Annotated in this window: 18 protein-coding genes and 1 pseudogene; 11 read left to right on the plus strand and 8 right to left on the minus strand. The window is 63.5% G+C overall.

Going from position 1 to position 13,716, the window contains the following annotated elements; genetic code table 11:
* The 5 genes from KBA32_RS09345 to KBA32_RS09365 form a co-directional block, all read right to left on the minus strand.
* Window positions 1–302: pyrimidine/purine nucleosidase domain-containing protein (locus KBA32_RS09345; protein WP_294357922.1), on the minus strand; the 302-nt coding region annotated here is incomplete at its 3' end.
* Window positions 303–325: 23 nt separating this feature from the next.
* On the minus strand, window positions 326–1,012 hold the full coding sequence (locus tag KBA32_RS09350; protein WP_294357925.1) for a DUF3334 family protein: 687 nt from the start codon (window positions 1,010–1,012) through the stop codon (window positions 326–328).
* 101 nt (window positions 1,013–1,113) lie between these two features.
* On the minus strand, window positions 1,114–1,455 hold the full coding sequence (locus KBA32_RS09355) for a zinc ribbon domain-containing protein YjdM (protein ID WP_294357928.1): 342 nt from the start codon (window positions 1,453–1,455) through the stop codon (window positions 1,114–1,116).
* A gap of 278 nt (window positions 1,456–1,733) precedes the next feature.
* On the minus strand, window positions 1,734–2,405 hold the full coding sequence (locus KBA32_RS09360; protein WP_294357930.1) for a hypothetical protein: 672 nt from the start codon (window positions 2,403–2,405) through the stop codon (window positions 1,734–1,736).
* Window positions 2,386–2,811, minus strand: coding sequence for a VOC family protein (locus KBA32_RS09365; RefSeq protein WP_294357933.1), 426 nt, complete (start codon window positions 2,809–2,811; stop codon window positions 2,386–2,388). The genes KBA32_RS09360 and KBA32_RS09365 overlap by 20 nt, the downstream gene beginning before the upstream one ends.
* Window positions 2,812–2,909: 98 nt before the next feature.
* Between KBA32_RS09365 and KBA32_RS09370 the strand changes: the two genes are divergently transcribed.
* Entirely contained in the window at window positions 2,910–3,566 is a 657-nt protein-coding gene (locus tag KBA32_RS09370) for an HAD family phosphatase (RefSeq protein ID WP_294357935.1), read from the plus strand.
* A gap of 10 nt (window positions 3,567–3,576) precedes the next feature.
* On the opposite strand, the gene polA is transcribed toward KBA32_RS09370, so the two are convergent.
* Window positions 3,577–6,330 (minus strand): DNA polymerase I, encoded by a 2,754-nt coding sequence (polA, locus tag KBA32_RS09375; protein ID WP_294357938.1) that lies wholly within the window; start codon window positions 6,328–6,330, stop codon window positions 3,577–3,579.
* A gap of 17 nt (window positions 6,331–6,347) precedes the next feature.
* On the opposite strand from polA, the gene KBA32_RS09380 reads away from it, so the two are divergent.
* From KBA32_RS09380 to KBA32_RS09415, 8 genes are all read left to right on the plus strand, one after another.
* A complete protein-coding gene (locus KBA32_RS09380) occupies window positions 6,348–7,073 on the plus strand; it encodes a TIGR00730 family Rossman fold protein (protein ID WP_294357941.1) in 726 nt (241 codons plus the stop codon).
* Window positions 7,074–7,115: 42 nt separating this feature from the next.
* Window positions 7,116–7,457 (plus strand): DUF2782 domain-containing protein, encoded by a 342-nt coding sequence (locus tag KBA32_RS09385; RefSeq protein WP_294357943.1) that lies wholly within the window; start codon window positions 7,116–7,118, stop codon window positions 7,455–7,457.
* A 97-nt stretch (window positions 7,458–7,554) separates the two neighbouring features.
* Entirely contained in the window at window positions 7,555–8,292 is a 738-nt protein-coding gene (locus KBA32_RS09390; RefSeq protein WP_294357946.1) for a BPSS1780 family membrane protein, read from the plus strand.
* A 7-nt stretch (window positions 8,293–8,299) separates the two neighbouring features.
* Window positions 8,300–9,076: a BPSS1780 family membrane protein gene (locus KBA32_RS09395; RefSeq protein ID WP_294357950.1), complete on the plus strand. Its 777-nt coding sequence runs from the start codon at window positions 8,300–8,302 to the stop codon at window positions 9,074–9,076.
* A complete protein-coding gene (gene nadD, locus KBA32_RS09400; protein ID WP_294357953.1) occupies window positions 9,069–9,743 on the plus strand; it encodes a nicotinate-nucleotide adenylyltransferase in 675 nt (224 codons plus the stop codon). Before KBA32_RS09395 ends, nadD begins: the two co-directional genes overlap by 8 nt.
* A 7-nt stretch (window positions 9,744–9,750) precedes the next feature.
* Complete coding sequence (gene rsfS, locus KBA32_RS09405; protein ID WP_294357957.1) at window positions 9,751–10,113, plus strand: ribosome silencing factor; 363 nt, start codon at window positions 9,751–9,753, stop codon at window positions 10,111–10,113.
* A 6-nt stretch (window positions 10,114–10,119) separates the two neighbouring features.
* Window positions 10,120–10,590: a 23S rRNA (pseudouridine(1915)-N(3))-methyltransferase RlmH gene (gene rlmH, locus KBA32_RS09410; RefSeq protein ID WP_294357961.1), complete on the plus strand. Its 471-nt coding sequence runs from the start codon at window positions 10,120–10,122 to the stop codon at window positions 10,588–10,590.
* A 5-nt stretch (window positions 10,591–10,595) separates the two neighbouring features.
* Window positions 10,596–11,219, plus strand: a complete 624-nt coding sequence (locus KBA32_RS09415) for a nucleoside triphosphate pyrophosphatase (RefSeq protein WP_294357965.1) — start codon at window positions 10,596–10,598, stop codon at window positions 11,217–11,219.
* A 25-nt stretch (window positions 11,220–11,244) separates the two neighbouring features.
* On the opposite strand, the gene KBA32_RS09420 is transcribed toward KBA32_RS09415, so the two are convergent.
* On the minus strand, window positions 11,245–11,793 hold the full coding sequence (locus tag KBA32_RS09420; protein ID WP_294357968.1) for a bacteriohemerythrin: 549 nt from the start codon (window positions 11,791–11,793) through the stop codon (window positions 11,245–11,247).
* 197 nt (window positions 11,794–11,990) lie between these two features.
* Between KBA32_RS09420 and KBA32_RS09425 the strand changes: the two genes are divergently transcribed.
* The gene (locus KBA32_RS09425) at window positions 11,991–12,905 is read left to right on the plus strand and encodes a PilZ domain-containing protein (RefSeq protein ID WP_294357969.1); all 915 of its coding nucleotides are present in this window, start codon (window positions 11,991–11,993) and stop codon (window positions 12,903–12,905) included.
* A gap of 13 nt (window positions 12,906–12,918) precedes the next feature.
* Here KBA32_RS09425 and KBA32_RS09430 read toward each other — a convergent pair whose 3' ends face one another.
* Window positions 12,919–13,095: a hypothetical protein gene (locus KBA32_RS09430; RefSeq protein ID WP_294357981.1), complete on the minus strand. Its 177-nt coding sequence runs from the start codon at window positions 13,093–13,095 to the stop codon at window positions 12,919–12,921.
* Between the two features lie 91 nt (window positions 13,096–13,186).
* Here KBA32_RS09430 and KBA32_RS09435 point away from each other — a divergent pair.
* A pseudogene (locus KBA32_RS09435) lies at window positions 13,187–13,716 on the plus strand (hypothetical protein); the annotation flags it as partial.

A 13,716-nucleotide genomic window follows, 5' to 3' on the forward strand; every position in this document is an offset into this window, starting at 1 on the left:
TGTTCCTGGATGCCCTTGATCATCTTGCCGTCGACGAAGGCGCTGGCGGGCGCGCCGGTGATGTCGAGCTTGATGCCGCGCTCGCGGTTGATCAGGCGGATGTCGAAGGTCTTGTAGCGTTCGAGCAGTTCCTTGCCGTCGTCGGTCTCGTTGCCGCAGTTCAGCACGGCAAGCGAGCAGTTCCGCAGAAGTTCGTGCAGACCGCCGTGGCCGCGGTCGAGAAGGCTGGCGGCTTCGGCGCGCGAGAGTACTTCCATCCGGCCGGTGGGGGTGACCTGGGTGTCGACGACGTCGTGAGTCATGGTGGTTGTTTCGTTTGAAGTGATTACATGCCGAGCGCGGCGAGGAGATCGTCGTTGTCGTCGGGCGGGTTGTTTGTTTGCGTTGCTGGCGCATGGCCGTTGTGCGCCTGTTCGATCAGTTCGTCGGGGTTCGGCACCGCGTGCGGCTCGAAATCGTAGAGCTTGATGAACTCGGTCCGGTCGATCGCCAGTTCCAGGTAGAAGATGTTGTCGCGTCCGGTGTAGAAGGTCACGCGCCGTGCCTCGGGGTTGTCGAGGTTGGTGTCGACGCTGAGTTGCACCTGCTTGTTGAGGACCAGCATCTTCGGCTGGTTCTGCGTGATGTGCGTCTGCAACTCGCGCTGGATCTTGCTGGTGAAGTCGCCGATGATCTGGTTCATCAGCTCGCCCATGGCGTTGCTGACTTCGTCGGAGGTGTAGGAGCCGGCCAGTTCCTCCTTCGGCATGCCCATGTTGAGCATGTAGCTTTCATACAGCTCCATCGCCGTCTTCGCCGTGAAGTTGATGACGACGAGGCCGGAAAAACCGCCGTCGAAGAGGACGAAGCAGCCGATGTCGGGCTTGAGGCAGGTCTTGGTGATGCGCTGGACCATGCCGGAGTAATGAATCTGGCTGCGCGTTGCCGCGGTCAGCGTCTTGGTCACCGAGTTGCACAGACTGATCAGCAGATCTTCCGTGCCGTATGCGATGGGGCTGCCTTGTGTGCTCATGATCGTCGTCGAACCTCCCGTGGAATTGTGGGCGTATGTATAACATAGTCACCCGTCCGCGATCGAATCCGGAGCGAGTTCGCCGACGATTGCCGGTGGGTTCAGACCTTCCTGAGGAAGCACGCCTTCAGCATGAAGTTGCCGGCGTCCATCTTGCAGTCGACTTCGTGGTCGCCGCCGACGAGGCGAATGCTCTTGACCTTGGTGCCCATCTTGAGTGTGATCGACGAACCCTTGACCTTCAGATCCTTGATCAGGACGACTGCATCGCCGTTGGCCAGGACGTTGCCGTTGGCATCCTTGACCGCGGCTTCCGCATCGTCGTCCGGGGCGACGCTTTCGGCCTGTGGCCACTCAAAGCCGCAGTCGGCGCAGACATGGTTGCTGCCGTCGGGATAGATGTTTTCGAGCGAGCATTGCGGGCAGGCGAGCGTAGAGGGCATGGTTTCGAACCTTGGAACGGGAAAAACGGAAAGGGCCGGAAAGGTATCGCAAATGGTGCAACAGGCACTATGGGGGCGTACTTTGCATCCGACGAAAAAAATCCCGCGCCGGTTTGGCACGGGATTAAAAGTCCCATCGTTGCGATGGGTCAGGGAGGGTCAAACATTGTCAGCGGGGGGCGCTGAAGCAACGAGTGCATTGTGCAATCGGGCGCCGCCCGTGTCTGTTGGGCTTGTTCAGCCGTTGCGTAACAGACTGTAATGCACGCCGGATACTGCTATTTGAGGCGTTTCCGGATTTCGCCATTGCAGCTCTTCGCGACGCGTTCGTATTCGTCGGAGCTGTCGATCAGCGCCTGGGTCGATTCGACTTTTCCGATCTCGCGTTTGATGTAGGGAAGCCAGCGATCGTTGAGTTCGCGTTGCAGCATGGCCTGCGTGTTTCCGACCGGACCGCGCCAGGCGCCGCCTGTGGCGAAGCGACGCCGCAGCGTTTCAGCGATGTCGTTCTCGATCGCTGCGAGGTGGTCGTGGTACGTCTTCACATGGCGAAGCTCGTGCGCGTAGATCTCGTTGTAGGCGCAACTTTTCTCGGGAAACTCGCGGGCGATGTAGATCGTCATCGGATCGTGGCCGTAGGTCACGACGAGCTGTGGGCTCGTGCACTCCCAGCGTTGTGAGCGTTCGATAAAGGACGGCGATCGGATCTCCGCACGCACCGTCGCCGTACCGCGCGTGAGGCCGAGCACGCGCGTTCCCGGGCGGGCGATTTCGGCCGCCAGATGGGTGATTTCGCGATAACCGTAGCGCGTGTCGACGCTGAGCTTCTCGGGCAGGCGGCGCAGTGTGACTGACGGCGGCGGCAGCTGATCGCAGTCGTCGGCGACGACCGGCGCGCTGGCCAGGAAGCCGAGGGCTACGGCAACAAACTTACGCGGGCAACTGGACATGCCCCTCCGAGTCCAGCGTGACGAACGGGTTCCAGCAGACTTCCCAGAGGAATCCGTCCGGGTCGGCGAAGTAGCCGCGAAAGCCGCCCCAGAACACCTTGTCGGCCGGGCGAACCAGGGTGGCGCCGGCGGCGACTGCCTCGGCGATTGTGTTCACGACGGCTTCTTCGGACTCGACGTTGTGCGCGAGCGTGACGCCGGAAAATCCGCTGCCCTGCGCCGCGACATCGGCGTCTTCGGCCAGCGCCTCGCGCTGGAACAGGGCAAAGGCGACTGAACCGGCCTGGAAGAAGGCGATGTCGGCGTTGCTGCTGCTCGACTCCTTCCAACCCAGCGCGGCGTAGAACTGGCGGCTGCGTGCGAGATCGCCGACGCCGAGGGTGACGAAACTGATCGCTTGTTTCATGGCTTCTCCGTGGCTGATGACGAGTCCGGAATTGTTGCACGGTGTCAAGCGATGCGGTCGGTTATACTCGCGCCGCCTTACTTCTTCTGGTACTTCGCATGGCTCTCGCGCTTTTCGACCTAGACCACACGCTGCTTGACGGCGATTCCAACTCGCTCTGGATGCATTACCTGATCGAACGCGGTCATCTCGACCCGGTGGCGCTGGAAACGCAGGCCGAGTATCTGGTGCAGTACGCCGCCGAAACGCTCGACATCGGCGCATACCTGAACTTTCACCTCGGCTTCCTGCGTGAGCGTGCGCTTGAAGACTGGCTGCCGCTGCGCGACGCGTTCATCGCTGAACAGATCAAGCCGCGGCTGCCCGAGGCGGCGATCGCCGTCGTCAAGGAGCACCGCGTGCGCGGTGATCACACGGCGATCATCACCGCGACGCATCACTTCCTCGCGGCGGGCATCGGCGATCTCTTCCAGATGCCGGTGATCGCGCCGTGCCCACGCCTGCGCGACGACCGCATCGTTGGCGTGATCGAAAGCACGATCTGCTACCGCGAACGGAAGATCGACTGCCTCGAGGCTTTCGTCGCGCGCGAGGATTGGGAGACCGAGGCCGACGATCGGCATTTCTACTCGGACTCGATCAACGATCTGCCGCTCCTGGCTGCCGTTGGCCACCCGCACGTCGTCAATCCCGATGTCCGCCTGGCGGCAGAGGCCGAGGTGCGCGGCTGGCCGGTGCTGCGCTGGAAGCTGTAATCGAGCGCGTTTAGTGCGCCTGATCCCAGTTGGCGCCGACGCCGACTTCGACGACGAGCGGCACCCTTAGTTTGGCGACCTGCGTCATCAGCGGCGGCAGCTCGACGCGGACGCGCACGAGTTCGTCGTCCGGCACTTCGAGCACCAGTTCGTCGTGGACCTGCATGATCAGTTTCGTACGCAACTGCTCGTGCTCGATCCAGCGTTGCACGGCGATCATTGCCAGCTTGATGAGATCCGCCGCCGTGCCTTGCATCGGCGCATTGATCGCCGCGCGCTCGGCGCCCTGACGCCGGCCGACCTGCGCCGCACGAATCTCGGGCAGCCACAGGCGACGGCCGAACACGGTCTCGACGCAGCCGTTCATCTTTGCCGCGTTGCGCGTGCTTTCCATGTATTTCGCCACGCCGGGGTAACGCGCGAAATAGCGTTCGATGTACGACTGTGCGGCGCTGCGTTCGAGGTCGAGTTGGCGCGCGAGGCCGAAGGCGCTCATGCCGTAGATCAGGCCGAAGTTGATGACCTTGGCGACGCGCCGCTGGTCGGGACCGACTTCGATTGGCGTGACGCCGAAGATCTCGGCGGCGGTGGCGCGGTGTACGTCTTCGCCGTGGGCGAAGGCGTCGAGCAGCCGCGCGTCTTCCGAGAGGTGCGCCATGATGCGCAGTTCGATCTGCGAATAGTCGGCGGAAACGATGCTGCTGCCGGCGGGAGCAACAAAGGCCGAGCGGATGCGCCGCCCTTCGGCGCTACGTACCGGGATGTTCTGCAGGTTGGGATCGCTCGAGGCGAGCCGCCCGGTGACGGCGACCGCCTGTGCGTAGCTGGTATGCACGCGGCCGGTCTGCGCATTGACCATCTTCGGCAGCTTGTCGGTGTAGGTGCCTTTCAGCTTGGCGAGCTGGCGCGATTCGAGCAGGACCTTGGGCAGCGGGTAGTCGAGCGCGAGTTCGGAGAGCACTTCCTCGTCGGTCGACGGCGTGCCGGACGGCGTCTTCTTCTTGACCGGTAGTTCGAGTTTCTTGAACAGGATTTCGGCGAGCTGCTTCGGCGAGTTGACGTTGAACGGCTGGCCGGCGAGTTCGTGCGCCTGCAGTTCGAGTTCGAGCAAGCGTTTGCCGAGTTCGTTGCTTTGCTGTGCCAGCGCATCGGCGTCGATCAGCACGCCGTTGCGCTCCATCCGGAAGAGGACTTCGCGCGATGGCATCTCGATCTCGCCGTAGATGTGCGCGAGTCCGGCGTCGGCCTGGATCTGCGGATACAGCCGTTCGTGCAGGCGCAGGCACAGGTCCGAGTCCTCGGCGCCGTATTCGGCGGCCTGTTCGACGGCCACCTGGTTGAAACCGATCTGGCTTGCGCCCTTGCCGCACAGCGCCTCGAAGGGAATCGTCTGCAGCCCGAGGTGGCGCAGCGCGAGCTGGCCGAGGTCGTGCCCGCGCACGCCTTCCTTGCCGGATTCGAGAACGTAGGACTGGAGCAGCGTGTCGTGCGCGATGCCGGCCAGCGCCAGGCCGTGGTTGGCGAAGACGTGCTGGTCGTACTTGAGGTTCTGGCCGATCTTGGCGTGGTGCGGCGAGGCAAGCCACGCGGCGAGCCGCGACAGCGCTTCTGCGCAAGGCAGCTGAACCGGTGCGCCGGCGTAGTCGTGGCCGAGCGGCAGATACGCTGAGTCACCCGGCGCGACAGCGAAGGAAATCCCGACGAGGCGCGCGGCAAGCGGATCGAGGCTCGTCGTCTCGGTGTCGAGCGCGGTGAGCGGCGCCACGGCTATCTTCGCCAGCCAGCGCTCGAAGGTTGGCCAGTCGAGGATGGTTTCGTAGCCGGCGCGATGCGCGCCGTCGTTGGCGAGCAAGTCCGGCAGCGGTGCGGCTGCCTCGACCTTGGCCGGCGCGGGCGTTTCGACCGTCGGCTCGCCTTGCGCTTCCTTCAGCCACGACTTCATTTCGTAGCGCGTGAACAGCTCGATCATGCGCGTGCGATCGGGCGCACGCGGCGCGAGTTCGGCCAGTGTCTGCGGAAGTTCGAGATCGCAGCGTACGGTGACGAGCTTCTTGCCGAGCGGCAGGAAGTCGAGCGCGGTGCGCAGGTTTTCGCCGACCACGCCGCCGATGTCGGCCGCGGCGGCGATGACGCCGTCGAGCGAGTCGTATTGCGTCAGCCACTTGACCGCCGTCTTCGGCCCGACCTTGGCGACGCCGGGGACGTTGTCGACGGCGTCGCCGACGAGCGTCAGGTAATCGACGATGCGTTCGGGCGGCACGCCGAACTTTGCGCGCACGCCGGCGGCGTCGAGCGCCTCGTTGCTCATCGTGTTCACCAGCGTGATGTGTTCGTCGACCAGTTGCGCCAGATCCTTGTCGCCGGTCGAGATCACCACGTCGATGCCTTGCGCGGCGGCCTGACGGGCGAGCGTGCCGATCACGTCGTCGGCCTCGACGCCGTCGACCATCAGGATCGGCCAGCCGCAGGCAGCGACACCGGCGTGGATCGGCTCGATCTGCAGGCGCAGGTCGTCCGGCATCGACGGCCGGTTGGCCTTGTATTCGGGGTACCAGTGGTCGCGGAAAGTCTTGCCCTTGGCATCGAAAACGCAGGCCTTGTAGGCCACGTCCCTTGCCTTGTAGTCACTATCCAGCCGGCGTAGCATGTTCAGCACCCCGTAGATGGCGCCGGTCGGCTCGCCCAACGAGTTGCGCAGGTCCGGCATGGCGTGGAAGGCGCGGTAGAGATACGACGATCCGTCGACCAGCAGCAAGGTTGGCATATTTAACAAGGCGTGAAATGAGCGAAAAAGACAAGATCCCCCCGTCGGCCGAGCAAGGTTCAACGAAGTTCACGGCGTCGCAGGAGGCCTGGCGGGTATTCGGCATTATGTCAGAGTTCGTCGAGGCGACGCAGCGCCTGTCGGCCATCCGGCCGGCCGTCTCGATCTTCGGCAGCGCGCGCACTTCGCCCGATTCGCCGTACTACAAGCTGACCGAAGAGATTGCGCGCCAGCTCTCGGACGCCGGCTTTTCGGTGATCTCGGGCGGCGGCCCGGGCATCATGGAGGCGGCCAACAAGGGCGCATACTTCGGCAAGTCGCCGAGCGTCGGGCTGAACATCCAGCTGCCGCGCGAACAGTCGTCCAACGCGTACCAGGACATCTCGCAGTCCTTCCACCATTTTTTTGCGCGCAAGTACATGTTCGTGCGCTTTGCCAACGCCTACGTCGTGATGCCGGGCGGCTTCGGGACGCTCGACGAGTTGCTCGAAGCCTTGACGCTGATCCAGACCGGCAAGAGCCGCCGGATTCCGATCATCCTCGTGCATGCGCCGTTCTGGAGCGGCATGATCGACTGGTTCCGCAGCACGCTGGTCGACGAAAAGGTGATTTCGCCCGACGACCTCGACTTGATCCAGGTGATCGACAAGCCCGAGGAGGTCGTCGATGCCATCTTCAGGCACTACGAGACGCGGGGCTTCGAGCCGCTGGCCGGCGAGCGCGAGATGCTGCTCAATCTGTAATACAATCCGGGCATTGCAAAATCCCTTCTGAAAGCGTCATCCATGCGTCGAATCTCTGCCCTCCTTGCCTTGCTGGCCCTCGCAGCCGCCCCGGTTTGGGCGCAGACACCGCCCGATCTTGAACCCTTGCCGGAGCCGCCGCCCCCGCCGGCGATGAGCGCCGAGGATGCGGCGCTCGAACCGCAGGTGACGATCAAGAAGCGCGAGGGCGAAACGGTCGAGGAGTACCGTATCAACGGTCGCCTGTACAAGGTCATCGTGACGCCCGAGCACGGCGTTCCCTACACGCTGATCGACCCGCGCGGCGATGGTTTCTTCGTGCCGATGGAAGGCCCGGGCGTCGACCGGATCAGCGTGCCGATGTGGGTGATCGGCACGTTCTAAGCTGTCCCTCCGGCGCCGGCCGCCGCACTGGCGGCCGCCCGTTATTCCTCTCCCGCGTCCTGTCCTGTTTCTCCAACCGATCCGAGTGAGCATTCCCATGGCGTCCTTCCCGATTCCGGCGCCGGCCTTCAACGGAAACAGTCGCGTCGTTCCTCCCGGCAATGCGTTCGACTGGCTGCGCCAGGGCTGGGCGCTGTTCGCGGCCAACCCCGGTCTGTGGATCGGGCTGACCATCGTCCTTCTGGTGATCGTCCTCGGCGTGCAGATCGTACCGCTGGTCGGCACGCTTGCCGCACATCTGCTGATGCCGGTGCTCGGCGCCGGCCTGTTGCTGGTGTGCCGGAAGATCGATGAGGAGGAGCGCGTGCAGATCGACGACCTCTTCGCCGGCTTCAAGCAGAACGCCGGTCCGCTGGTCATGGTCGGTGTGCTCTACATGGTGGCGATGTTCGCCATCGTCGTCATTGTGGTTGTCGTCGGCGGTGGCAGCGTGGCCGGCGGTTTGCTGTCGGCGCAGCCGGAGGGTCTTGGCGTGATCTTCGGCGGCCTGATGCTGTCTTTGTTACTGTCGCTGGCGCTGTCGGTGCCCGTCGTTATGGCCGTCTGGTTCGCTCCGGCGCTGGTCTTCTTCAACCACATGCAGCCGGTCGAGGCACTCAAGGCCAGTTTCGAGGCGTGCATGAAGAACGTCCTGGCGTTCCTGGTCTACGGGCTGATCGTGCTGGTGCTCGCGTTCTTCGCTGCGCTGCCGGTCGGCCTCGGTTTTCTGGTCCTCATTCCTGTTCTCGCTGGGTCGGTGTATGCCGCCTACCGGGACGTTTTTGTCGCGAATTGATTGATCCATGCAAGCACTGACTCTTCCCGCCAGCCGCGGTCTGCGCTGGTTGTCCGAAGGTTTCCGCATCTTCCGCAAGAAACAGCTGTTGCTGACGCTGCTCATCGTCGGCTACTGGGTGGCGATGATCGTCATCAGCTCGCTGCCGTTCTTCGGGCAGATCGTGGCGACGCTGCTGATTCCGGTGTTCTCGGTCAGCCTGATGAATGCCTTCCGGCTCGTCGAGCGCAATGCGCTCTTGCCACCGCATCTGCTGTTCTCGGGCTTTCAGCAGAACCTGCGCACCTTGTTGATCCTCGGTGGTATCTACTTCGCCGGGACCACGCTCATCCTCGGAGCGACGTCGCTGATCGACGGCGGCGACTTTTTCCGCATGGCCGTGCTCGGGCAGCGTGCGGAGGAGGCTGCGGCGGGCGATGACCTGCCAGTCGGTGCCATCATTACCGTCGTTGCCCTGTCGCTACCGTTCATGATGGCGTACTGGTTCGCGCCGGTACTTGCCGCGTGGCACGGGCTTTCGGCCGGAAAGTCGCTGTTTTTCAGCGTTGTCGCCTGCCTGCGCAACTGGCGTGCCTTCGTCGTCTATTTCGTCTCGATCGCCATCTTCGGCATGCTGCTGCCCGGCCTGATCGTCGCCGCGGTGACGATTCTTCTGCCCGGCGGGGGTGAGGTGATGTCGGTCGCGCTGTCGTCGCTGCTCGTCGTCGTGCTGATGCCGACGCTCTACGGCAGCTTCTACGCGAGCTACCGCGACGTCTTTGTCGTCGTCAACGAGAATGCCTGAGACGTCGTCGCAAACGCCGCTCGGCGTTTTCGGCGGCACGTTCGACCCGGTGCATTTCGGTCATCTGCGCCTCGCCGAGGAGGCCGCTGACGCGCTTGCTCTGGAACGAGTGCGCTGGATTCCCGCCGGTTGGCCCGCCTTGCGCGGCGCGCCGCGCGTTGCGCCCCGGCAGCGGCTGGAGATGGTGCAGCTGGCGACCTCCGACAACCCGCGCTTTGAACTCGACAGCGCCGAAGTCGATGCGGCTGCGCCGAGCTACACGGTGCCGACGCTCGAACGCCTGCGCGCAGATGCCGCTATCGGCCCGTCACGACCGCTCGTCCTGCTCGTCGGCGCCGACGCCTTTGCCGGGATGACCGGCTGGCATCGCTGGAAAGCGCTGTTCGAACTGGCGCATATCGGTGTCGCGCACCGGCCGGGCTATCCGGTCGAAGCAGACGCCTTGCCGCCGGCGCTGGCCGAAGTCTTCCGGGCGCGACTGAGTTCCGACGTTGGCGATCTCGCGGCGGCACCGGCCGGGTGCGTTGCGACCTTCGCCATGACGCAGCTCGACATTTCCGCAACCAAGATTCGGGCGTTGCTGTCGAAACGACACAGCGCCCGCTACCTGCTCCCCGAGGCGCTGATCGCGTACATCGGGCAGCATCACCTTTATGAAGAGAATTGAATCGCCAATGAATGCAGCACAACTCGAAAAAGTCGTCGTAGCCGCGCTTGAGGACATCAAGGGCCGTGATATCGAAGTCATCAATACCGCCAAGCTGACCCCGCTGTTCGAACGTATCGTCGTCGTCAGCGGCGACTCCAACCGGCAGGTGCGTTCGCTCGCGCGCAACGTCGAGGACAAGGTGCGTGAAGCCGGCGGCGAGATCCTGTCGACCGAGGGCGAAGACGGTGGCGAATGGGTGCTCGTCGATCTCGGCGACATCGTCGTACATATCATGCAGCCGGCCATCCGCAGCTATTACAACCTCGAAGAACTGTGGGGCGGCAAGGGGCCGGAACGGGTGCGCAAGGCCACCGCGGCGGCCGCCTGAACTTCAATGCGGCTCGGCATCCTCGCGGTGGGGAACAAGCTGCCTGACTGGGTGGCGAAGGGCTGCGCCGAGTACATCAAGCGCATGCCGCGCGAGCTGCCGCTGTTGGTCGTTGAGGTGAAGCCCGAGCCGCGCGGCTCGAAGACGCGCGAGCAACTGCTGGCGGCGGAAAAAGTCCGGCTGCAGGCGGCCTTGTCCAGCTTCGACCGGCTGGTCGTGCTCGACGAGCGCGGCGCCGATCTCACGACGGTAAAACTGGCGCAGCGCCTCGAGGACTGGATGCGCGAAGGCGGCGACACGGCCTTCATCATCGGCGGCGCCGACGGCATCGACGAGGAACTGAAGCAGCGCGCCGATTGCATGATCCGCCTCTCCAGCCTGACGCTGCCGCACGCCATGGCGCGCCTGGTGTTGTGCGAACAGTTGTATCGTGCGGTCAGCGTCGTCAAGAACCATCCCTATCATCGAGAAGGCTGAGCCGCATGCCGATCAACCTGCGTAACCCGCGCATCTTCCTCGCCTCGCGCAGCCCGCGCCGACGGGAGCTGCTGACCCAGGTCGGCATCCATTTCGACACCATCGTCTTTCGCGACCATCCACGCGAGGATGTCGAAGTGGACGAGACCCCGTTCGCCGGGGAGGTTCCGCTCGACTATGTGCAGCGCGTCGCACGTGCCAAAGCCGAGTACGGCTGGCGTGTCGTCACCCTGCGCAAGCTGCGTTTGCAGCCGGTGCTTGCCGCCGATACGACGCTGGAATTTGACGGGCAGATCATCGGCAAGCCGACCGATGCGGAGGATGCGCGAGCGATCCTGCGCCGTCTCTCCGGCAACACGCACCGCGTGCTGACCGCGGTGACGGTCGCCTTCGAGGGGCGCGTCGAGTCGACGCTCTCGATCAGCGAAGTGCGCTTTTGCCCGCTCGACGAGGCGACGATCCGCGCCTACGTCGCTACCGGCGAGCCGATGGACAAGGCGGGAGCCTACGGCATTCAGGGCCACGCGGCGCTGTTCGTCCAGAACCTCGTCGGCAGCTATACCGGCGTGATGGGCTTGCCGCTGTACGAAACGGGGGACCTGCTTCAACGTTTCGGTTTTCCGTTGTAATCAGACCGGCCAGGGCGCTGGAGCATCAGAAGAAACGGGCAAAGAAGCGGCTGAGCACCGTCGTCCGGCGGGCATTGTTTGCTTGAGTGAATTCGGCGTAGGCCTTGTCGGAGACCACGATGTGGTCGATCAGCCAATCGCGCAGGTAGTACATCAGATCCAGCGACAGACTGCCGGTCGCGATGGCGCGCTGCTTCTCTTCGGCAATGCGGGCGATGAACGAGCCGTGTTCTCGCTTGTGTTCGGCGAACCCCGGATACTCGGTGACGCGCATGAACGTTTCTTCCGCCGCGAAATGCGCCAGCGTGTACCTCTCAAGTTCCTCGATCACCGCCAAGACGACGCTTTGATCGCTGCGCTGCACGATGGCCAGCCACGCCTTGTTGATCAGGTCGAGCAGTGATTTGTGTTGGGCGTCGATTTCATCCAGGCCCAGATTGTATTGGCTCTTCCAGCTAAGCAGGTCTTCCGCCATTTCATCCTCTCCGCGGTGCCGCGCGCAGGCTTGGGCACCGGTTACCTCTGCAAAAGTGCGCATTTTGCCATACCGAATAAATACCACCCGTGAGATCACAGTTTTTTACAAAGCGCCAAGGGGCCGCCCGTCGGCTGCGTCCCTGACAGGGCGGGGTTTTTCTGCGGCGGCTGCGGGGTATAATTTCCGCCGGAATCTGCGGAGGAAATCAAGGCGGCTGCGGCCCGAGATCAACGCCTTTCCGCCCGCGGTCGAGCGATCCGAATCGGATAACCCCGTTTTCTGGAAGGCGCAACGTGCTCAAGACATTCTTCGGCAAGGCGTTCGGTGCGGCAGGCAGCGCGCATGAGTTCCCTGCGCACAATTCACCGGCGGCGTTCCAATCGGCACGCATCAGAACGTTGATCGAGTTCTTCCCGATCGGCAAGAAATTGCGCTACTACCCGGAATTCAAGCAGGACATCGTTTTTGACACCTTGATCCTGGCCTATTGCGTGAATGGCAACTACCTCTATTCGGCCGATGCCATCGACCGTGACGCCGAGGGTAATCCGACCGTCTTCCGCTTCGGCGAGAACGATCAGCGCACGCCAGTCGCCGCGCTCAAGCTTTTCCAGCTGCTGGTTCCCGACACCTCGCACCTCGAAATGAAGCTCGATTACCACCGTCGGGCGCAGATCGGGCGCGGCAAGCAGTTCAACAAGGGCAACTACATCTCGCTCATCTCGAACGCCGGCGGCAAGGGCGTTTCCACCGTCGATACCGAAGTCGCCAAGCAGGTGAATCTGCCCGACGGGCCGTATGCGCACATGAACATGGTGCTGCTGACGCCGGAGTTGTCGACATTGTCGGTGACCGATCAGCGCAAGAAGTCGCGCGCCAAGATCACGGCGCCGGTGACGTTGCACATCCCCGACGTCCGCCAGGCGCTGCCATGCACGCTGGTCGATATGTCGGAAGGCGAGGTGCGCATGCGCGTGCGCGAGCACGGCGCCGTCATGCCCGAACTGCAACGCGGCGACGGTGTGCTCATCGAGGCGGACTTGGGCGAAGCCGAGCGGCACTACACGATCAAGTGCAACGTCATCCGGCGTTCGCCGGAGACCTGCGTGCTGCAACTCGAAGGCCAGATCCGCGACGGCAAGTATTGCGCCTTCTCGCCGCTCGATCTGCTTGAGCTGAAGGCGGGTCTGCTCAATTACGGCAAGTAGGCCTACGCCCGGGTCAGTTGTCGTTGTGACTTGACGAAGTCAGCGTCGAGGCCGGCCTGCAGGTAGCGTCCGGGGGCGCATGTGCCAGCGTCGATAGCGTTGCGCCGGCGAGGAGACCGAGGGCGATCACGAAGTTCTTGATGAAGGATTTCAGGAAATCAAGCGGCGGATTCGTTGCGATCGTGTTCATGCGAGCGAATGAAGTATGGGAGGGTGGTCGGAATGGGGCCGGCACCGACGGAAAAAGAGGGGGTCACCCGACGGGTGAGTCGAAATTGAAGGTGGCGAAACGCGAAGAAATGCTGATGTTGTGGGCGGGCGTGCAGACGATGGCCGGTCGGGTGCAGGTGCGATGGGAGGCGGAAAGCGCGGCGACGCCGATGGGGCGACTGGCCTGCTTCATTGAATTTCTCAACCTGACGGGGTTCTGGTCGCGTTGGCTGGAAAGCTGCCCGCTCACCTATAGCAGCCCGAACGCGCCATCGAAATTCGAAGTGCTGGGCACGTGGCTGCTGTCGATGCTTGCCGGGCACCGGCGCTACGCGCACGTCATGGCAATCCGCTGTGACGGCATCAATCCAGGGCTGTTGGGGATGCGCAAGATCCTCTCCGAGGACGCCTTGCTCAACGCCTTGAAACGCATCCCGGAAGCCGAGGGGGTTGCCTGGCTCGATGGGCTCCTGCGCGCCAGCGTCGCACCGCTGCTTGATGTGCCGTGGATACTGGAGGTGGATACGACCATCAAGCCGCTCTACGGCCATCAGGAAGGCGCGGTGATCGGCTACAACCCAAGAAAACCGGGACGCCCGTC

The sequence above is a fragment of the Propionivibrio sp. genome, assembly GCF_017995515.1.
Taxonomy (GTDB): domain Bacteria; phylum Pseudomonadota; class Gammaproteobacteria; order Burkholderiales; family Rhodocyclaceae; genus Propionivibrio.

Coding starts and splice junctions, on each gene's coding strand:
- polA (WP_294357938.1), bottom strand. CDS start 6,330: ATGCCAACCTTGCTGCTGGTCGACGGATCGTCGTATCTCTACCGCGCC.
- KBA32_RS09390 (WP_294357946.1), top strand. CDS start 7,555: ATGGCGTCCTTCCCGATTCCGGCGCCGGCCTTCAACGGAAACAGTCGC.
- KBA32_RS09380 (WP_294357941.1), top strand. CDS start 6,348: ATGAGCGAAAAAGACAAGATCCCCCCGTCGGCCGAGCAAGGTTCAACG.
- KBA32_RS09350 (WP_294357925.1), bottom strand. CDS start 1,012: ATGAGCACACAAGGCAGCCCCATCGCATACGGCACGGAAGATCTGCTG.
- KBA32_RS09395 (WP_294357950.1), top strand. CDS start 8,300: ATGCAAGCACTGACTCTTCCCGCCAGCCGCGGTCTGCGCTGGTTGTCC.
- rsfS (WP_294357957.1), top strand. CDS start 9,751: ATGAATGCAGCACAACTCGAAAAAGTCGTCGTAGCCGCGCTTGAGGAC.
- nadD (WP_294357953.1), top strand. CDS start 9,069: ATGCCTGAGACGTCGTCGCAAACGCCGCTCGGCGTTTTCGGCGGCACG.
- KBA32_RS09370 (WP_294357935.1), top strand. CDS start 2,910: ATGGCTCTCGCGCTTTTCGACCTAGACCACACGCTGCTTGACGGCGAT.
- rlmH (WP_294357961.1), top strand. CDS start 10,120: ATGCGGCTCGGCATCCTCGCGGTGGGGAACAAGCTGCCTGACTGGGTG.
- KBA32_RS09355 (WP_294357928.1), bottom strand. CDS start 1,455: ATGCCCTCTACGCTCGCCTGCCCGCAATGCTCGCTCGAAAACATCTAT.
- KBA32_RS09360 (WP_294357930.1), bottom strand. CDS start 2,405: ATGTCCAGTTGCCCGCGTAAGTTTGTTGCCGTAGCCCTCGGCTTCCTG.
- KBA32_RS09430 (WP_294357981.1), bottom strand. CDS start 13,095: ATGAACACGATCGCAACGAATCCGCCGCTTGATTTCCTGAAATCCTTC.
- KBA32_RS09385 (WP_294357943.1), top strand. CDS start 7,116: ATGCGTCGAATCTCTGCCCTCCTTGCCTTGCTGGCCCTCGCAGCCGCC.
- KBA32_RS09365 (WP_294357933.1), bottom strand. CDS start 2,811: ATGAAACAAGCGATCAGTTTCGTCACCCTCGGCGTCGGCGATCTCGCA.
- KBA32_RS09415 (WP_294357965.1), top strand. CDS start 10,596: ATGCCGATCAACCTGCGTAACCCGCGCATCTTCCTCGCCTCGCGCAGC.